Source organism: Pseudomonas oryzihabitans (assembly GCF_032027545.1).
Lineage (GTDB): Bacteria > Pseudomonadota > Gammaproteobacteria > Pseudomonadales > Pseudomonadaceae > Chryseomonas > Chryseomonas oryzihabitans_F.
This window is the reverse complement of sequence record NZ_JAVSJB010000003.1, coordinates 211,958-229,822: the sequence shown is the minus strand read 5'-3', so window position 1 is coordinate 229,822 and position 17,865 is coordinate 211,958. Positions and strand designations below refer to the sequence as shown.

Sequence of the window (17,865 nt, the reverse complement as noted above, 5' to 3'; positions counted from 1 at the left end):
GAGCGGGCAGCCTTACTGCTGCACCTTTTTCTGGAGATTCTGTTGCAGCTGGAGGTTGATCTGACCTTCCTCGCGCAGCTGCTGGATGCTGTCCTTGGCGTCCTTGAGCGCCGCGTCCGCCTTGGCGGCCTGGGTCTTGCGGGTAGCCAGGCGGGCGTCCCACTCGGCCTGCTCGGCCAGGCGCTTGGCATCGTCGTATTTCTCGTTGGAGAGGGCAGTCTGGGCCTGGGTCCACTTGTCCTGGGCCGACTTGGTCTCGATCGGGGCGTATTGGTTGCCGCCGGAGTTCACGGCTTCGTCGACGGCCGACTGGGTCACGGCCATCTGCTCGGTCGGCGGGTTGCCGGCACAGCCTGCCAGCAGCAGGGCGCCACCCAGGGCGAGGGAGGCGAGCAGTACCCGCGGCGTACGGCGGGTGGCGGGAAGAGCGGTCTTCATCGGGGTATTCCTGACGAGCCGCCCGAACTGGGCGGCGGTGCCATTCAGACGATGGAAAACGCTCGAGGTTCGCCGCGATCGCTCTATCGCAGTCTAAGCCCGCACCGCCTGGTAGAGGGCGCGGATCAGATCCGACTGGGTGATGATGCCTACCAGGCGCCGCGAACCGTCGATGATGGGGATGTGCCGGTGGCCGTTCTCGGAGAACACCGGCACCAGGTCGATCAGCAGGCGGTCGGCGCTGGCCACGCGCACGGTGCGGGTCATGATCAGGCCCACGGTACGGGCGCCCTGGCGGCCCCGCGGGCGGACCAGGGAGCGCAGGCGCCAGCCGAGGCCTTCGTGGACGTCCAGGTCGATCTGGCGCATGAAGTCGGCGACGGTGACGATGCCCAGCAAATGGCCCTGGCGATCGGTGACCGGCAACGCCTTGATGCGCCGGCCGCGCATCAGCGCCCAGGCTTCCTGCAGCGGCATCTCGGCACGGGCCACCACCAGCTCCCGGCTCATGACGTCGGCGCAGCGCAGCTCGCCCATCTTGCGCTGGTAGGCGCGCGCCTCCACCTGTTCGAGCAGTTCGGCCAGGTCGTCGCGGCTGATGTCCAGCACCTGGTTGTAGCGCGCCAGCACGGCGTCCAGGTCGGCGCGCTGCAGGCGCGTCTCGCTGCCGGCCTCGGCCGGACGCGGCACATGGGGCCAGGGGCGGCGGGTGAGGTTGTTGTAGAGCAGCCCGGCCGCCACCAGCAGCAGCGAATCCAGCGCCACCGGGCTCCAGGCATAGCTGAAGTCCTGGGCGCCGATCAGCACCATCAGCAGCGCCGAAGCGCCTCCCGGCGGATGCAGGCAGCGCAGGGCGAACATGGTGGCGATGGCCAGGGCGACCGCCGCGGCGGCGGCCAGGTTGGCCTCGGGAATCCACAGGGCGCAGGCGATGCCGATCAGCGCCGAGAGGGTATTGCCGCCCACCACCGACCAGGGCTGCGCCAGGGGGCTGGCGGGCAGGGCGAACACCAGCACGGCGCTGGCGCCCAGCGGCGCCACCAGGGCCAGCGCCAGGGCGCCATGCTGATGCACCGGCTGGCCTTCCAGCCACCAGGCCGCCAGCAGGGCGGCGAGCAGGATGCCGAGCCCGGCGCCCAGGCTGGCGCGCAGGCGCTCGCGGCCGTCGATGGGCAGCGGCGCCGGCCAGAAGGCGCGCAGGCCCTGGGCGAGGCGGGAGCAGCGGGTGGCAGCGGGCGACGGGGAATCCTGGGACATGGCACGGCGACGGGCGGGCAGAACGGGCGCTGATGGTCCTCCGCCAGGACGCCTCTGGCAAGGTCGTCGAGCCCGGACGGCGAGCGCGGTTTCGGCCGGCCCCGTGCCAGAGCGGTCGCCGGATTGGCGGCTGCGCAGCAAGGCCGGAGCGGTGTACCATCGGCGGCTGGGTGTCGCCGCAATGGTGCGGAAGGACAGGTTGAACTAAGCGCAGGTCGGGCCGCCGCGCGGAGTTCGGCTGCCCGTGACTTCCCCCCTCGCTCCGGCCAAGGCCCTGGCCTTTCTCAACAAATTCTGCGCCGCCGAGGCCGCGGGCGGCATCGTGCTGATGGTCGCCGCCGCCCTGGCCCTCGTTGTCGCCAACTCGCCCCTGGCCGATAGCTATTTCGCCAGCCTTCATTGGGACGTGGGCGGTCTGTCCCTCAGCCACTGGATCAACGACGGCCTCATGGCCCTCTTCTTCCTGCTGGTGGGCCTGGAGATCAAGCGCGAGCTGGCGGTCGGCCAACTGGCCAGTTGGGGCGACCGCGCCCTGCCGGGGCTGGCGGCCCTGGGCGGCATGCTGGTGCCGGCGCTGCTCTATGCCCTGGTCAATCGCCACGATCCCCAGACCCTCGCCGGCTGGGCGATTCCCGCCGCCACCGACATCGCCTTCGCCCTCGGCGTGCTGTCGCTGCTGGGGTCGCGCGTGCCGGTGTCGCTCAAGGTATTCCTCTCGGCGCTGGCGATCCTCGACGACCTCGGCGCCGTGCTGATCATCGCCCTGTTCTATACCAGCGATCTCTCCATCAGCATGCTGCTGGCCGCGGCGGGTCTGGTGGCGGTGCTGTTCGTGCTCAACCGCCTCAAGGTCACCGCCTTGCTGCCCTATCTGCTGGTCGGGGCGCTGCTGTGGTTCTGCCTGCTGCGCTCGGGCATCCATGCGACCCTGGCCGGGGTGATCCTGGCGCTGTTCATTCCCCTGGGCGACACCGAGGTCGACGCCGCCTCGCCGCTGCTCCGACTGGAGTCCGCCCTGCATCCCTGGGTGGCCTTCCTCATCGTGCCGCTGTTCGGCTTCGCCAATGCCGGGGTCTCCCTGGCCGGCATCTCGCCCGCTAATCTGCTGGACCCGGTGCCCCTCGGCGTGGCCCTGGGGCTGTTCCTCGGCAAGCAGGTAGGCATCTCGCTGCTGGTGCTGCTGGCCATCCGTAGCGGCCTGGCGCGGCTGCCGGAAGGCGCCAGTTGGCTGCAGCTCTATGGCGTGGCCCTGCTGTGCGGCATCGGCTTCACCATGAGCCTGTTCATTGGCGCCCTGGCCTTTCCCGCGGCGCCCTTCCTGGTGGACGAGGTCAAGATCGGCGTACTGCTGGGGTCCTTGCTGTCGGCCCTGGCGGGTGTCGCCGTGTTGCTGTTCGCTGCGCGTCGTTGAGAGGAAAGGTCATGCCCTATGCGCTGTTCGCGGTGATGCTCGGGGGGGCGGTAGGTAGCGCCTGCCGCTGGTGGATCGGTCTGCGGCTCAACGCCGTGCTCGCCCAGTTGCCCCTGGGAACGCTGCTGGTGAATCTGGTCGGCGGCTTCGTCATCGGGCTGGCGCTCGGACTCTTCGCCCGCTATCCGGGGCTGGACCCGCACTGGAAGCTGCTGCTGGTGACCGGCTTCTGCGGTGGCTTCACTACCTTCTCGACCTTTTCCGCCGAGGTGGTGAGCCTGTTGCAGGGCGGCCGCCTGGGCTGGGCGGCGCTCACCGTCAGCGCCCACGTGCTGGGTTCGCTGCTCATGACCCTGGCGGGCTTCGCCCTGGCCGCGCGGCTCGGCTGAGCCGGGCGGCCAGGCGTCCTCAGGGCTGCGGCGTGGATGATGCCAGGGCCTTGCGCCGCCGCTTGAATCTCAGGGCCGGCGCCTCGATCAGGTGCCAGGACAGCACCGCGAGGCCCAGCGTGAGGCCATAGCTCAGCAGCAGGAAACCGCCCAGCGAGAAGCTGTCGGGAAAGCTGTGCATGAGCAGTTGCTGTACCGGGAAGTTGAACAGGTAGAGGCCGTAGGAATAGTCGCCGCAGCGGCCGAAGCCGTGCAGCAGCGGCACCCGGGCCTGGGCCAGGTAAAGGCTCACGTAGGACAGCGACACCAGGTGCAGCACCGGCAGCGTCTGCCAGACGATGGCCGCCAGTGACAGCAGGCAGAACGCCAGGGCCAAGTCCAGGCGCCAGGGGATGCGCGGGCCCGCCAGCTGCAGCAGGGCGCCGGCGAAGAAGAACATCCCCAGGCTGAACACCTTGTGCAGCATGAAGCTGGCGACGCCCATCTGCGGCAGCAACAGGAAGTTGCCCAGCACCAGCACCACCAGGGTGGCCATGACCACCGAGCGGGTCAGCAGCCCCAGCACCCCGATGATCAGCACCGAGAGGTACATGAATACCTCGTAGGGCAGGGTCCAGTAGCTACCGTTCACCGTGTCGGGAAAGGGGTTGTCGGCGAACACCCCGGGCAGTTCGAAGCGCGTCAGCAGCAAGATGTTCTTGAAGAAGCCCAGGGTCTGGCGGTCGCTGAAATAGGCGCCGGTGTCGCGAGTGGTGGCGAGCCAGCCCACCACCAGCACCGAGAAGAGCACCGAGACGATCAACGCCGGAAAGATCCGCAGGGCGCGATTGGCGAGGAAGTCCAGCGGGTGGCGGCTGCGCTGGAAGGAGGCCGTGATCAGGAAGCCGCTGATCACGAAGAACAGGTAGACGGCGATGCTGGCGGCATCGGTGAAGCCGGTGAGTTGCAGGATGGGCTCGGCGTCGAGACGGCCCGAGAGCCAGAAGCCGTGGCCGATGACCACGGTGGAAGCGGCGGCGAAACGGAGGAAATCGAAGTTGTTGCGTCCGTGGGTGACGGGTGGGATAGGCATGGCTGCTCCTCGCGGCCTGGGTCACGGTCGCCCCTGGCGCCCGGCAATGACCGGCAGGCGCCAGGGGCGATATCGACCCAGGCAGGCGCGCTCGCCTCAGGGCGAGCGCAGGCAAAGGCCGCTGCCGGGGGTATCGGCAGCGGATGGGCGGCAGCCGGCGCGATCAGCGTGATCGGCCGGGCCGGCGAGGGCAGTGGACTATGGGGGGCTGAGCGGGGCGCGAGCGGACGGCGGCAGACGCCGGGGACGGGGGCAAGGCAGCCCTGCGGTGGCAACCCAGAACGAGGGACGCGCGCGCGTGGACGTGGACTGGGGCCTCCCGGCCGCCACGTCGGTTGCGCGCGTCCCGCGCATCAGGCGCTGGCCTGCAGCGGCTGGTCGAGGGTCACCGGCGGGGCGTGGTCGGCGAAGTAGAGGGCGGCGCTCTGCCGGGCGTGGTCGCCGAATTCCTGGGGATGCCGCATGACGATGCGTTCGAAGGCGCCGGGTTCCAGGCCGTCTTCGTAGAAACCGTTGTGGCACTGCAGGATGCCCGCGGCGCAGACGCTGCGCTCGACGGCGGCGATCAGGCCACCGGCTCTCAGGCTCTTGACGATGTTGTGCGGCAGCCGCCCGCGCCGGCGTAGATTGGCAGCGGTCTCGCTGAGGGTGTCGAGGATCTCGGTTTCGGCCGGGGTAAGCCGGCGCACGTCAAGCTTGGACTTCTGCACCAGGTAGCGCCGGGAGAGCAGGCGGGCCTGGTCGTTGAGCGCCTTGAGCACCGCGCCGCTGAGTTCACCGCGGGTGAACAGGCCGGTCTCCAGGGCGATCAGGTAGGACCAATCGGTGATGAGCGAAATCTTGCTGAGATCACGTTCCATGTGAGTGCCTTCGTCCATTTAAGTTGACTAAATTGAGGGCGTCACACCTCGATGGTTCCATAGCGCCAGTATAAGGCGACCAATGGCATGGAATTTGACGCTACTGACAAGAAATGTCGGTTTTTTGTCGAAGTGGATCACGCCTTGAGGATGCAACCTCAACGCTGCGCTTCGGGTCCCTAGCTAGAGCCTGGCGCGAGTCGGGTAACCCTCCGCAATGTCAGGTGACGTGATGAGTGACCCCGCACAGCCTTCGAACACCCCGGATCTCCACTGCGATGTCGCCGTGATCGGCGCCGGCACCGCGGGCCTCGCCGCCGAACGCGCGGCCCGTCGCCAGGGCGCTAGCACCCTGTTGATCGACGACCGTTGGGCCGGTACCACCTGCGCCTCGGTGGGCTGCATGCCGTCCAAGCTGCTGATCGTCGCCGGCGAGGCTCACCACGCCGTTCAGCGGGCCGGCACCTTCGGCATCGAGGTGGGTAGCGTCAGGGTCGATGGTGCGGCGGTCATGGCGCGGGTCCGTCGCGAGCGTGACCATTTCGTCGCCGCCACCCAGCAGGGTTTCGAGAAACTGCCCGAAGGTGTGGCCCAGCGCGCCACCGCCCGCTTCATGGCGCCGGACCGCCTGCAACTCAGCGATGGTCGGACTGTTCAGGCTCGTAGCGTGGTCATCGCCACGGGTTCCTATCCGCTGGTACCGGCTCCGTTCGACCGCCTCGGCGACCGTGCGCTGACCAATGATACGATCTTCGAGTTGCCGGACCTGCCGCGTTCCCTGGCGGTGATAGGCACCGGCCCGGTCGGCCTGGAGTTGGCCCAGGCCATGGCTCGCCTGGGGGTGGCGGTCACCCTGTTCGGGCAGGACGACGGTCTCGGTGCGCTCAAGGACGCCGAGGTGAAGGCCGAACTGCGCCAGATCCTGGAACAGGACCTGGCGCTGTACCTGAATGTCGAGGTGGATGCCCGGTGCGAAGGCGAGGGTGTGCGGCTGTCCTGGTCCGGCGCTACGAGCGGCGAGGGCGATTTCGACTACGTGCTGGTGGCCGCCGGGCGACCGCCGCGGCTCAAGGATTTGGGCCTGGACACCACTGGCCTCGAGCTCGACGACCATGGCACCCCGCTCTATGACCCCAAGACGATGCAGTGCGGCGCTTCATCGATCTTCATCGCCGGCGATGCCGACCACGACCGGCCCATCCTCCATGAAGCCTCCGACGAAGGCGCCATCGCCGGGCACAATGCCGCCTGCTACCCGGAGGTCCGGGCCACGCCCCGTTCGCCAGCGTTCTCGCTGATCTTCACCGATCCGCCGGTGGCCGTGCTGGGCAGTCCGCCGGACGAGGGCAGCCTGATCGGGAGGTCTTCCTATCACGACCAGGGCCGTGCCCGGGTCGAGGCACGCAACCAGGGCATCGCCCGCTTCTACGCCGAACCGGGCACCGGCAAGCTCACCGGTGCCGCCATGGTCGGGCCGGGCATGGATCACATCGGCCATCTGCTGGTACTGGCGCTGATCAACGGCGAGACCGCCAGCTCGCTGCTCGACATGCCATTCTACCATCCCACCCTGGAAGAGGGCCTCAAGAGCGGCCTGCGCGAGATCTGCCAGGCCGCCCATAGCAACCTCCGCAACGACCGCGACCAGGGTTCGCCGTCCGGGGCTTGAGGGGGGTATTGGGGTCGCATCGTAGGTTGGGGTGAGCGCAGCGAAGCCCAACGGGGTGGTCGACACTCGTGGAAAAGGCTGCGCCGTTTTCCGCGCTACGGTTTTGCTAGAGGCACCCTTACCCCAGCCCTCCCAGGGGGAGAGAGGGCCGTTCGGCGCAGTGGGTAGGTTCAACGTCCGTAGAGTGGATAACGGCGCAGCCTTATCCACGCATCACCAAACGCCCACCCAACAAAAAAGCCCCGCCGGAATCACCTGCGGGGCTGCTGCTACCACCAGGCAACCGGTCAGGCCTTGAAGCGGCGGACCAGGCTGTTCAGTTCGCCGGAGAGGTGCGACAGGCGCGAGGAGTCGTGGCTGGTGGACTGGGCCAGGCCTTCCACCTGCAGGGCATCGTCCTGGATCTGGGCGATGTGGCGGTTGATGTCCTCGGCTACCTGGTGCTGTTCCTCGGCCGCCGCGGCGATCTGCAGGGCCTGGTTGCGGATGTCGTCCACCGAATGGCGGATGCCTTCGAAGCTGCCGCGTGCCTCGCTGATCGAGGTCACGCTGGTCTGCGACAGCTGCAGGCTGGTCTCGATCTGGCGGGTGACCTCCTGGGTCTTGCGCGCCAAATTGCCCAGCAGGCCGTCGATCTCGCCGGTGGAGTCGGCGGTACGCTTGGCCAGAGCCCGCACCTCGTCGGCCACCACGGCGAAGCCGCGACCCTGCTCGCCGGCCCGTGCCGCCTCGATGGCGGCATTGAGCGCCAGCAGGTTGGTCTGTTCGGCGATGCCGCGAATGGTGTCGAGGATGGTGTTGATGTTCTGGCTGTCCTGCTCCAGCACGGCCATGGCCTGGGCCGACTGGGCCAGACTGCCGCTGAGCTGGTTGACGTTGCCGGTGGCCCGCTCGATCTGGCCGTAACCTTCCTGCACCTTGTGATGGCCGACGTCGGCGGACGCCGCGGCCTGGCTGCAGGAGCGGGCGACCTCGTTGGAGGTGGCGACCATCTCGTTGAAGGCGGTGGACACCAGCTCCACGGCTTCGCGTTGGCGACCGGCCACCTCGTTCATGCTGGCGGCGGCCTGGGTAGTGGTCTGGGACGCCTGCTGCAGGTCGCTCGAGGCCTGGCCGATGCGCTGTACCAACTGGCGAATACTGGCGAGGAACTGGTTGAACCAGCCGGCCAGGGTGGCGGTTTCGTCCTTGCCCTGCACGCTCAGGCTCTTGGTCAGGTCGCCTTCGCCCTGGGCGATGGATTCCAGACCCGCGGACACGCCGCGGATCGGCCGCACGATCATGCCGGCGAAGGCGGCGCCGAGCAGGGCGAACACCAGTGCCAGCACGGCGGTGATCCCGGCGATCTGCCAGGTCAGGCGAGTGGCCTTGCCCATCACCTCGCTGCGTTCGATCAGGCCGATGAATTTCCAGCCCAGGTTCTTGGCCTGATAGACGTTGACCATGTAGTCGGTGCCGCCCAGGGTGACTTCACCCAGGCCGCTCTGGATGCCGCTCAGGGTCTGGTAGGCGTCGCCCTGATCCTTGAGCTGCTTGAAGTTGTGCTTGGGATCGCGGGGGTCGACCAGCACGTTGCCGCTGTCTTCCACCAGCATCAGGTAGCCGCTCTGGCCGAGGGTGATGCTCTTCACCAGGTCAGTCAGCTGCTTGAGGGAGATGTCCAGGCCCACTACGCCACGCACCTTGCCGTTGGCGTCTTCCATCGTCCGCACCACGCCCATCAGGGAGACGTCATCGGCCGCCCAGTAATAGGCCGGCGTCCGCACCACCTTGCCTGGGTTGGCGATGGCGGCCTGATACCAGGGACGCACGCGTGGGTCGTAGTTGGCCAGCTTGGCGTCGTCCGGCCAGCTGACGTAGGTGCCATCGGCCAGGCCGACCGACAGGTAGGCGGTGGTGGGGTGGGTCTTGGCGAAGCGGGTGAAGTAGGCCAGTGTCTGCTGGCCGATTTCCGGCTGCGGAATCTGCGCGGCATCGGCACCGCTGTAGTTCTTCAGGCCTTCCAGCGCGACGATGTTCGGCTCCTTGGCCAGGAAGTCGACGTTCTGCTGGATGCCGGAGAAGAACTGCTGAATGTTGCGATCGATCTGGCGGATTTCGCGCCCGCTGCCGTCGAGGAAGTCGTCGGTGGCCTGGCTGCGCACGTTCATGATGACCACGCCGGCCACCAGGATCACCGGGAGGCAGGCGGTTACCGCAAAAAGCGAGGTGAGTTTCTGCTTGATGTTCATCGAAAGCCCCGATCGCGCCCCGGCGCGAAGAATGACGGCGACATGCCTTCACTCTGCATCGGCTTGGAAAGGTCCGACTTGACACGGGATGAGAAATTATTCCATTTGGTCCGTGGCAAGCCGGAGAATCGCCGATCGGTCCGCTAGCGACCCCCGCTATAGTTCTTTCTTCAAATGGCGCTCGATCTCTTCCAGGGACTTGCCGCGGGTCTCCGGCAGGCAGAAGAACACGAACACCAGCGACCCCAGGTTGATCGCGGCGAAGACGTAGAAGGTGTAGTTGCCGATGGCTTCCAGGGCCACCGGAAAGCTGAAGGCCACGGTGGCGTTGCACAGCCATTGCACGGCCACCGCCACCCCGGTGAGCAGGCCGCGGACCTGGTTGGGGAACAGCTCCGACATCAGCAGCCAGTACACCGGGGCGATGCACATCTGCATGAACAGCAGGAACACCAGGATGCAGGCCAGCGCCAGGTAGCTCTGGGTGAGATCCTGCGGCAGCCACAGCAGCACGCTGCCCAGCGCCAGTTGGGCCAGCACCACGATCACCAGGCCGATCAGCAGCAGGGTACGGCGTCCGGCGCGGCCGATGGCCCAGATGCCCAGCAGGGTGGCGATCACCGAGACCACGCCGTTGCCGATGGTGGCGGTGAGGGCCGCGCTGGTGCCCATGCCGGTGCTCTTGAGGATGATCGGGGTGTAGTACATGAAGGCGTTGACCCCGGTGAACTGGGCGACGAAGCCGAGGCCGATGCCCAGCAACAGCAGCTTGACCACCCAGCCCTGGCGCAGCAGCTCGCGCAGCGGCGGCCGGTGCTTGGCCTGCTCCTCGGCCTCGCGCATCTCCTGCACCTCGCGCTCCACCTCCTCAGGGGTGTCGCGCAGGCGCTCCAGCACCGCCTCGGCTTCTTCGATACGGCCCTTGGCCGCCAGCCAGCGCGGCGAGGTGGGCAAAAGGAAGGTACCGGCGAACAGCAGGATGCCCGGCACCATGGCGATGGCCAGCATGTAGCGCCAGATGCCGTTGTCATGCACCAGCCAGGCGAGCAGGGCGCTGAGCACATAGGCCAGCAACTGGCCGCTGACGATCATCAGCTCGTTGCGGCTCACCAGCCGGCCGCGGCGCTTGGGGCCGGCGATCTCGGCGATAAACACCGGCACCGTGGCCGAGCCGCCACCCACCGCCAGGCCGAGCACGAAGCGCGCGACCACCATCAGCTCCACCGAGGGCGCCACCGCGGTGCCCAGGGCGCCCAGGACGAACAGGATCGACAGCAGGCGCAGGGTGGTGCGCCGGCCATGGCGATCGGCGAGATAGCCCGCCGCCAGCGAGCCGAAGGCGGCGCCGACGATCAGGGCGGCGGTGACCAGCCCTTCGGTGTAGGCGTTGAGCCCCAGCCCGCCCTGGTCGGCCGGCAGGGTCATGAAGGGCAGGGCACCGGCGATGATGCCGGTGTCGTAGCCGAAGGCCAGGGCGCCCATGGTGGCGACCAGCACGGTGATGAAGATCAGCCGGCGGGCCGAGGCCTGCTGGTCGGGGGCAGCGGAAGCGGAAGCGGAAGCGGAAGCAGGGGCAGACATACGAATGGACTATCCTGGCAGACACGAAGAGAAGGCGACGCAGGCGCCCTGCCAGTGAGCGAAGCGACCGCGGGCGGCGCTTCGAGTCAGCAAGGGGGCGCCAGGAGTGCGGGCGTGGCTGATTAGGGGCGGGATGTGGGGTGGAGTTCCGCGCCCTCGTTCAGGACCCCAGGTGCTCCACCAGGAAATCCACGAACAGCCGCACCCGCGCCGGCATGGTGGCCCCGCCGACGAACACCGCGTGGATGGGCTCCTGGTCGCCCGGATTCCAGGCATCCAGCAACGGGACCAGGGCGCCGCTGTGCAGGTCGTCGGCCACGCTGAAGGCGCCGATGCGGGCGATGCCGGCGCCTTCCCGGGCCAGGTGTGCCAGGGCCTCGCCGCTGTTGCATTCGATGTTGCCGGCGATCTTCAGCGAGAATACCTGGCCGTCGCGTCGGAAAGGCCAGTCCGGTTCGGCCCGGCGGAAGTTGAATCTCAGGCAGTTGTGCCGCAGCAGGTCTTCTGGCACCTGGGGCGTGCCGTGACGGGCGAGATAGGCGGGCGAGGCCACCACCACCTGGCCGGTGACGCCGATGGGACGGGCGGTGAGGGGGCTGTCGGCCAGCTGGCCGAAGCGGATCGCCACGTCGGCCTGGCCGGCGAGGATGTCCACCACCTCGTCACCCAGCGCCAGGTCCACCACGATGTGCGGATAGCGGGCGCTGAAGGCGGCCACCAGCGGCACGATGGTCATCCGCCCGTGGCCCAGGGCGGCGCTGACCCTCAGCCGCCCCCGGGGCACGCCCTGGTCGGCGATGGCCTCTTCCACCTCGGCCAGATCCGCCAGGATGCGCCGCGCCGCTCGCAGATAGGCCTCGCCCTCGGCGGTGAGGGTGATGGCGCGGGTGGTGCGCAGCAGCAAGCGGGTGCCCAGGCGCTGCTCGGTGCGGGCGAGGGAGCGGCTCACCGCCGAAGGCGTCAGGCCGAGGGCACGCGCCGCGGCCGACAGGCTGCCGGCCTCCACCACCTGCACGAACACCGTCATCTCGCCGGATCGGCCCGCCAAGTCCATCTGTGACTCCTAGGCAAAGGTGCATGCCGCAACCGGTGTCTACCGGCTGCTGGGGTGGGAGCTTAGCATTCGTGGCATAGATAAGGAGTCTTTCCCATGCGTATCAATCCTCCCTTGCTGGCCTTGGCCACCGGTGCCTTCGGCATCGGCGTCACCGAGTTCGCCCCCATGGGCATGTTGCCGGGCATCGCCGCCGACCTCGGTGTCTCCATCCCGACTGCGGGCCTGCTGGTCAGCGCCTATGCCCTCGGCGTGCTGATCGGCGCGCCGCTGATGACCCTCACCACCGGCCGCATCCCGCGCCGCCAGCTGTTGATCGGCCTGATGGCCATCTTCACCCTCGGTAACCTGATGTCGGCCCTGGCCAGCGACTACACCAGCCTGCTGATCGCCCGGGTGGTGACCTCGCTCAACCACGGCGCCTTCTTCGGCGTCGGTGCCCTGGTGGCGGCCAGCGTGGTCGCCCCGGATAAGCGCGCCGGCGCGGTGGCGGCCATGTTCATGGGCCTGACCCTGGCCACCATCGGCGGGGTGCCCCTGGCCACCTGGTTCGGCGAACTGCTCGGCTGGCGCCAGGCCTTCTGGGGCATCGCCGGACTCGGCCTGCTGACCATGGCCGCGCTCTGGTTCGCCCTGCCCAACGTGGCCCTGCCGCCGAGCGATGGCGTGTTGGCCGAGATCCGCGTGCTGGGGCGTCCGCCGGTACTGGCCGCCCTGGCGCTGACCGTGGTTGGCTCCGGCGCCATGTTCACCGTCTTCACCTATATCGCGCCCATCCTGAGCAGCGAGACGCACGCGTCCACCGCCTTCATCACCGCCATGCTGGTGCTGTTCGGCGTCGGCCTGACCCTGGGCAATCTCTGGGGTGGCAAGGCGGCGGACAGATCCATCGACCGCACCTTGATCGTCTCCCTCGGCGTGCTGATCCTGGTGCTGCTGGCCTTCACCGTGCTGATGCGCTGGCCGCTGGCGGCTGCCGTGGCCATTCTCGTCTGGGGCTTCGCCAGCTTCGCCCTGGTGCCGCCGCTGCAGATGCGGGTGATGGAAGCCGCCAAGGACGCCCCCAACCTGGCCTCGGCGGTCAACATCGGCGCCTTCAACCTGGGCAATGCCCTGGGCGCGGCCCTGGGCGGCGCGGTGATCAGCGCCGGCCTGGGCTATCCGGCCATTTCCCTGGCCGGCGCCGGCATGGCCGCGCTGGGGCTGCTGATGGTGCTGGCCTTCGCCTGGCGCGGTCGGTCTGCGGACGGCGCGGTGGCGGGATAGCCCGCGTTTAGACCGGTCCGCGGCCTAATGCCTAGCGGGTCGGAACGACAGCAGCGGCTGTGTGCTAGCGGGCGGAGCTTGGATCTGGCTGCAGGCGTGCTATCGCGGCCATGGGCCGCTCCTACGGGGTATATCGTGCCTTTGTAGGAGCGGCCCATGGCCGCGATAGGCAGCGGTCCTGCTAGTGCCCCATGCAACAACCTGGCATGGGCCCACTGCCGATCGGTTACACAAAACGCCGCGTTCTGGCGCAGAGAACACGGCGTTCTTGTGGTCATCAAGGTAGCTGGAAGCGCCGTATGGACGGTGACCGAGGCTTGACTGACATTGGTCCGCGGCCTGCCTTATTCGGCGAAAGGGAGGGGCGCCTTGCTTCCCCGGTCGACCGCGAAGGCGTTCAGGGTCATGGCCACCAGGCTGTAGTAGCCATATACCCCGATCAACTCGACCATCCCGGCTTCGCCGAACAGCGTCACCCCTTGCTGGTAGACGTCATCGGGGAGGCGCCGGGTGTTGTAGAGCGCCATGCCGATGGCATGCACGCAGGTCTCCTCGGGCGTTTCGAAGGCCGGCACGTTGCGCTGCCGGAGCGCCTCGATCACCTCGTCCGAGAGCCCAGCGGAGCGGGCGATGGGTTCGTGGATCTGCCATTCCGCCTGGGAACGCCACCAGGCCGCGGTGGTGAGGATCGCCAGCTCGGTAAGCCGCAGCTCCAATCGCGTGCCGTAGCGGCAGAAGGCCCCCAATCGCTGTGCGTGGTCGGCCAGCGCCGGGCTGTGCACCCAGGCCAGGAAGGGGCCATCGAGATTGCCTCGCGGACCGCCGAGGATATCGGCCAGCACCCGCTGCTGTTCTGGCGTCATGCGCTGTTCGGACAGCGTTGTCAGGCGCGATGAGATCGCCATGGTGGTCATCCTCTAGCGGCTGGCGACTACGGCATCCAGGGTGTCCGACAGCTTCTCGACGATCTCGTCGAGATGGCTGTCGTCCAGGATGAAGGGCGGGGCCAGCAGGATGTGATCGCCGCGCTGCCCATCGAGGGTGCCCCCCATGGGATAGCACAGCAGGCCCAGCTCCATCGCGCGCTTCTTGAAGCGTGCGTGCAGCTTGAGTTCGGGGGCGAAGGGCGTCTTGCTCTCGCGGTCGGCGACCAGCTCGATACCGCGGAACAGCCCGCGCCCGCGGATATTCCCGACATGGGGATGCTGGCCCAGGCGTTCGACCAGCTTGGCCTGCAGGCTGTCGCCCAGCTGGTTGACCCGGTCCAGCAGGCCGCGCTGCTCGACGGCCTTCTGCACCGCCAGGGCTGCCGCACAGGCCGTGGCATGGCCGATGTAGGTGTGGCCGTGCTGGAAGAAACCGGAGCCCTGGGCGATGGCGTCGCGAATGCGACCGCTGAGCAGGGTGGCGCCGATGGGCTGGTAGCCGGCGCCCAGGCCCTTGGCGATGGTGATGAGATCCGCGGTGATGCCCTCCTGCTCGGCGGCGAACAGCGAGCCGGTACGGCCCATGCCGCACATGACCTCGTCGAGGATCAGCAGCACGCCATGGCGATCGCAGACCTCGCGGATCTTCCTGAAGTAGCCGGGCACGGCCGGCACCGCGCCCAGGGTGGCGCCCACCACCGGCTCGGCGACGAAGGCCATGACCTGGTCGGCGCCCAGGCGCAGGATCTCCGTTTCCAGTTCCTGCGCCAGGCGGGTGGTGAAGTGCTCGTCGCTTTCCCCCGCCTGCTGCTCGCGATAGGCATAGCAGGGGCTGACGTGGCTGACGTCGATCAGCAGCGGTTGGAATTGCTGGCGGCGCCAGGCGTTGCCGCCGGCGGCCAGTGCGCCCAGGGTATTGCCGTGGTAGCTCTGCCGGCGGGCGATCACGTGCTTGCGCCCCGGTTGGCCGATCTCGACGAAATACTGCCGGGCCAGCTTCAATGCCGTTTCCACGGCCTCCGAGCCACCCGAGACGAAGTACACCGACTCCAGGCCCGCCGGCGCCCGGGCGATCAGGAAGTCGGCCAGTTCTTCCATCACCTCGGTGGTGAAGAAGGAGGTATGGGCATAGGCCAGGGTGCCGATCTGCTGGCGCACCGCCTCGATGACTTCCTGGTCGCTGTGCCCCAGGCAGGACACGGCGGCGCCGCCACTGGCATCCAGATAGCGCCGGCCGTCGCGGTCGATCAGATAGGGCCCGTCGCCGGCGACTGCGGTGGGGTAGGTGTGGGTAAGGCTGCGGTGCAGTACGTGGCTCATAGACCCTCCTAGTGATGTGCAAATATTACTTGCATCGTTTTGCAAGGCAACGGATATTTGCATTCGAGCGACGCAAGCAGTCCTTGCGGGTTCGCGGCAATCGGCTCGCCGCCCGCTCTGGCCTGCCGCTGCCACCCATAAGAATTCGAGCCTACCCAACGCCCTTACTGCCGCTTTCCCTCGCACCGACCTGCGGTGACCGAGACCACCTTTTGCTGAGGAAAGACGATGAAGACCATCTTCAAAGCTTCGCTGGCCGCTATTGCCTTCACCCTTTCGTGCGCCACCCAGGCAGCGGGCAAGGAGTTGCTGATCGCGACCGACACCGCCTTCGTGCCGTTCGAGTTCAAGCAGGGCAACGAGTACGTGGGGTTCGATATCGATCTCTGGGCGGCGATCGCCAAGGAGCTGGGGGTGACCTACCAGCTCAAGCCCATGGACTTCAACGGCATCATCCCGGCGCTGCAGACGCGCAACGTCGATGCAGCCCTGGCCGGCATCACCATCAAGGAGGAGCGCAAGCAGGTCATCGACTTCTCCGACGGCTACTACGACAGCGGCTTCCTGCTGATGGTCAAGAGCGACAACGACAGCATCAAGGGCGAAGCGGATCTCGCCGGCAAGACCGTCGCGGTGAAGGCCGGCACCTCCGCGGCCGACTACGCCAAGGCCCACTTCAAGGCCAAGGAACTGCGCCAGTTCCCCAACATCGACAACGCCTACCTGGAGCTGCGCACCGGCCGCGTCGACGCCGCCATGCACGACACCCCCAACGTCCTCTACTACATCAAGACCGCCGGCGACGGCCAGGTGAAGACCGTGGGCACCCAGATGATGGCCCAGCAATACGGCATCGGCTTCCCCAAGGGCAGCGAGCTGCGCGAGCCGGTCAATGCGGCGCTGAAGAAGCTGCGTGAAGACGGCACCTACGCGCGTATCTACGAGAAGTGGTTCGGCACCCAGCCAAAGTAATCCTGTCCCGTAGCCAAGAGAGTCATCAGCATGAACTTCCAATGGAGCGCCATCTGGGATGCGCTCCCCGTCCTGCTGGACGGCGCCAAACTCACGCTCTGGATCTCCATCCTGGGCCTGATGGGTGGCGCCGTGATCGGCGTGGTCGCGGGCTTCGCTCGCGCCTACGGCGGTTTCCTGAGCAGCCGGGTAGCCCTCGTCTTCATCGAACTCTTCCGTGGCACCCCGATCATGGTGCAGGTGATGTTCATCTACTTCGCCCTGCCGTTGATGATCCCGGTGCGGATCGATCCCTTCGGCGCGGCGGTCGCCACCATCATGCTCAACTCGGGCGCCTATATCGGCGAGATCACCCGGGGCGCGGTGCTGTCGATCAATCGCGGTTTCCGTGAAGCGGGCCTGGCCCTGGGCCTGTCGCGGCGCGACACCCTGAGATACGTCATCGCCCCGCTGGCCTTCCGCCGCATGCTGCCCGCCCTGGGCAACCAGTGGATCGTCAGCATCAAGGACACCTCGCTGTTCATCGTCATCGGCGTGGCCGAACTGACCCGCCAGGGCCAGGAAATCATCGCCGGCAACTTCCGCGCGATGGAAATCTGGACGGCCGTGGCGGTGATCTACCTGGTCATCACCCTGGTCCTCAGCTACGCCCTGCGCGTCATGGAAGCGAGGATGAAAATCCTATGATCGAATTCAAGAACGTCTCCAAGCACTTCGGCCGCACCCAGGTGCTGCACGACATCGACCTGCGCATCGCCAGTGGCGAGGTGGTGGTGATCATCGGCCCATCGGGCTCGGGCAAATCCACCCTGCTGCGCTGCATCAACAAGCTCGAAGAGATCACCTTCGGCGAGCTGATCGTCGACGGCCTGAAGGTCAACGACCCCAAGGTGGACGAGCGCCTGATCCGCCAGGAAGCGGGCATGGTATTCCAGCAATTCCACCTGTTCCCGCAGATGACCGCCCTGGAAAACGTGGCGTTCGGTCCGATCCGCGTGCGGGGCGCGAGCAAGGCCGAGGCCCAGGCCCAGGCGCGGGAGCTGCTGGCCAAGGTCGGCCTGGCCGAGCGCGCCGATCACTATCCCTCGCAGCTGTCCGGTGGCCAGCAGCAGCGCGTCGCCATCGCCCGCGCCCTGGCGGTCAAGCCGAAGCTGATGCTGTTCGACGAGCCCACCTCTGCCCTCGACCCGGAGTTGCGCCATGAGGTGCTCACGGTGATGAAGGCCCTCGCCGAGGAAGGCATGACCATGGTCATCGTCACCCACGAGGTGGACTTCGCGCGCAAGGTCGCCAGCCGGCTGATCTTCATCGACAAGGGCCGGATCGCCGAAGACGGCGAGCCCAAGGCGCTGATCGCCAATCCGCCGAGTCCGCGCCTGCGCGAATTCCTCCAGCACGTTTCCTGAGGCCGCCCTGACC

General features: G+C 67.6%; 15 protein-coding genes and 2 pseudogenes. 7 read left to right on the top strand and 10 right to left on the bottom strand.

Annotation, left to right across the window (positions count from 1 at the left end; all coding sequences use genetic code 11):
* Positions 1–12: 12 nt before the first annotated feature.
* A complete protein-coding gene (locus tag RND78_RS06020; RefSeq protein WP_312726832.1) occupies positions 13–438 on the bottom strand; it encodes a DUF4398 domain-containing protein in 426 nt (141 codons plus the stop codon).
* 93 nt (positions 439–531) lie between these two features.
* The gene (locus RND78_RS06015; protein WP_312726831.1) at positions 532–1,695 is read right to left on the bottom strand and encodes an HPP family protein; all 1,164 of its coding nucleotides are present in this window, start codon (positions 1,693–1,695) and stop codon (positions 532–534) included.
* Positions 1,696–1,939: 244 nt separating this feature from the next.
* Between RND78_RS06015 and nhaA the strand changes: the two genes are divergently transcribed.
* Together nhaA and crcB are read left to right on the top strand one after the other, a co-directional pair.
* Positions 1,940–3,106 (top strand): Na+/H+ antiporter NhaA, encoded by a 1,167-nt coding sequence (nhaA, locus tag RND78_RS06010; RefSeq protein WP_312726830.1) that lies wholly within the window; start codon positions 1,940–1,942, stop codon positions 3,104–3,106.
* 11 nt (positions 3,107–3,117) lie between these two features.
* The gene (gene crcB, locus RND78_RS06005) at positions 3,118–3,495 is read left to right on the top strand and encodes a fluoride efflux transporter CrcB (protein ID WP_312726829.1); all 378 of its coding nucleotides are present in this window, start codon (positions 3,118–3,120) and stop codon (positions 3,493–3,495) included.
* Positions 3,496–3,514: 19 nt separating this feature from the next.
* On the opposite strand, the gene RND78_RS06000 is transcribed toward crcB, so the two are convergent.
* Both RND78_RS06000 and RND78_RS05995 read right to left on the bottom strand, forming a co-directional pair.
* Positions 3,515–4,567: an acyltransferase gene (locus RND78_RS06000; RefSeq protein WP_312726828.1), complete on the bottom strand. Its 1,053-nt coding sequence runs from the start codon at positions 4,565–4,567 to the stop codon at positions 3,515–3,517.
* A 353-nt stretch (positions 4,568–4,920) separates the two neighbouring features.
* Positions 4,921–5,427: a hypothetical protein gene (locus RND78_RS05995; RefSeq protein ID WP_059230943.1), complete on the bottom strand. Its 507-nt coding sequence runs from the start codon at positions 5,425–5,427 to the stop codon at positions 4,921–4,923.
* 232 nt (positions 5,428–5,659) lie between these two features.
* Here RND78_RS05995 and RND78_RS05990 point away from each other — a divergent pair, with 232 nt between their 5' ends.
* Positions 5,660–7,096, top strand: coding sequence for a dihydrolipoyl dehydrogenase (locus RND78_RS05990; protein WP_312726827.1), 1,437 nt, complete (start codon positions 5,660–5,662; stop codon positions 7,094–7,096).
* 287 nt (positions 7,097–7,383) lie between these two features.
* Here the strand turns inward: RND78_RS05990 and RND78_RS28175 are convergent.
* The 4 genes and pseudogenes from RND78_RS28175 to RND78_RS05975 all read right to left on the bottom strand — a co-directional run.
* Positions 7,384–7,920 (bottom strand): annotated as a pseudogene (locus RND78_RS28175) (methyl-accepting chemotaxis protein); the annotation flags it as partial.
* A gap of 318 nt (positions 7,921–8,238) precedes the next feature.
* A pseudogene (locus RND78_RS28170) lies at positions 8,239–9,246 on the bottom strand (sensor histidine kinase); the annotation flags it as partial.
* Positions 9,247–9,483: 237 nt separating this feature from the next.
* Positions 9,484–10,908 (bottom strand): sugar porter family MFS transporter, encoded by a 1,425-nt coding sequence (locus RND78_RS05980; RefSeq protein WP_312726825.1) that lies wholly within the window; start codon positions 10,906–10,908, stop codon positions 9,484–9,486.
* Between the two features lie 160 nt (positions 10,909–11,068).
* A complete protein-coding gene (locus RND78_RS05975) occupies positions 11,069–11,962 on the bottom strand; it encodes a LysR family transcriptional regulator (RefSeq protein ID WP_312726824.1) in 894 nt (297 codons plus the stop codon).
* A 96-nt stretch (positions 11,963–12,058) separates the two neighbouring features.
* On the opposite strand from RND78_RS05975, the gene RND78_RS05970 reads away from it, so the two are divergent.
* Entirely contained in the window at positions 12,059–13,228 is a 1,170-nt protein-coding gene (locus tag RND78_RS05970; protein ID WP_312726823.1) for an MFS transporter, read from the top strand.
* Between the two features lie 344 nt (positions 13,229–13,572).
* On the opposite strand, the gene RND78_RS05965 is transcribed toward RND78_RS05970, so the two are convergent.
* Positions 13,573–14,133, bottom strand: a complete 561-nt coding sequence (locus tag RND78_RS05965) for a carboxymuconolactone decarboxylase family protein (RefSeq protein ID WP_312726822.1) — start codon at positions 14,131–14,133, stop codon at positions 13,573–13,575.
* A 12-nt stretch (positions 14,134–14,145) separates the two neighbouring features.
* A complete protein-coding gene (locus RND78_RS05960) occupies positions 14,146–15,474 on the bottom strand; it encodes an aspartate aminotransferase family protein (protein WP_312726821.1) in 1,329 nt (442 codons plus the stop codon).
* A gap of 228 nt (positions 15,475–15,702) precedes the next feature.
* Here RND78_RS05960 and glnH point away from each other — a divergent pair, with 228 nt between their 5' ends.
* Genes glnH through glnQ form a run of 3 tightly spaced genes read left to right on the top strand, consistent with a single transcriptional unit; the run spans position 15,703 to position 17,852 of the window.
* Positions 15,703–16,446 (top strand): glutamine ABC transporter substrate-binding protein GlnH, encoded by a 744-nt coding sequence (gene glnH, locus RND78_RS05955; RefSeq protein WP_312726820.1) that lies wholly within the window; start codon positions 15,703–15,705, stop codon positions 16,444–16,446.
* A 30-nt stretch (positions 16,447–16,476) separates the two neighbouring features.
* Positions 16,477–17,133, top strand: coding sequence for a glutamine ABC transporter permease GlnP (gene glnP, locus RND78_RS05950; RefSeq protein WP_312726819.1), 657 nt, complete (start codon positions 16,477–16,479; stop codon positions 17,131–17,133).
* Entirely contained in the window at positions 17,130–17,852 is a 723-nt protein-coding gene (gene glnQ / locus RND78_RS05945) for a glutamine ABC transporter ATP-binding protein GlnQ (RefSeq protein WP_312726818.1), read from the top strand. The genes glnP and glnQ overlap by 4 nt, the downstream gene beginning before the upstream one ends.
* Positions 17,853–17,865: the final 13 nt, after the last annotated feature.

Coding starts and splice junctions, on each gene's coding strand:
- RND78_RS05995 (WP_059230943.1), bottom strand. CDS start 5,427: ATGGAACGTGATCTCAGCAAGATTTCGCTCATCACCGATTGGTCCTAC.
- RND78_RS06000 (WP_312726828.1), bottom strand. CDS start 4,567: ATGCCTATCCCACCCGTCACCCACGGACGCAACAACTTCGATTTCCTC.
- glnP (WP_312726819.1), top strand. CDS start 16,477: ATGAACTTCCAATGGAGCGCCATCTGGGATGCGCTCCCCGTCCTGCTG.
- RND78_RS05965 (WP_312726822.1), bottom strand. CDS start 14,133: ATGGCGATCTCATCGCGCCTGACAACGCTGTCCGAACAGCGCATGACG.
- crcB (WP_312726829.1), top strand. CDS start 3,118: ATGCCCTATGCGCTGTTCGCGGTGATGCTCGGGGGGGCGGTAGGTAGC.
- RND78_RS05980 (WP_312726825.1), bottom strand. CDS start 10,908: ATGTCTGCCCCTGCTTCCGCTTCCGCTTCCGCTTCCGCTGCCCCCGAC.
- RND78_RS05960 (WP_312726821.1), bottom strand. CDS start 15,474: ATGAGCCACGTACTGCACCGCAGCCTTACCCACACCTACCCCACCGCA.
- RND78_RS06015 (WP_312726831.1), bottom strand. CDS start 1,695: ATGTCCCAGGATTCCCCGTCGCCCGCTGCCACCCGCTGCTCCCGCCTC.
- RND78_RS06020 (WP_312726832.1), bottom strand. CDS start 438: ATGAAGACCGCTCTTCCCGCCACCCGCCGTACGCCGCGGGTACTGCTC.
- RND78_RS05975 (WP_312726824.1), bottom strand. CDS start 11,962: ATGGACTTGGCGGGCCGATCCGGCGAGATGACGGTGTTCGTGCAGGTG.
- RND78_RS05970 (WP_312726823.1), top strand. CDS start 12,059: ATGCGTATCAATCCTCCCTTGCTGGCCTTGGCCACCGGTGCCTTCGGC.
- RND78_RS05990 (WP_312726827.1), top strand. CDS start 5,660: ATGAGTGACCCCGCACAGCCTTCGAACACCCCGGATCTCCACTGCGAT.
- glnQ (WP_312726818.1), top strand. CDS start 17,130: ATGATCGAATTCAAGAACGTCTCCAAGCACTTCGGCCGCACCCAGGTG.
- glnH (WP_312726820.1), top strand. CDS start 15,703: ATGAAGACCATCTTCAAAGCTTCGCTGGCCGCTATTGCCTTCACCCTT.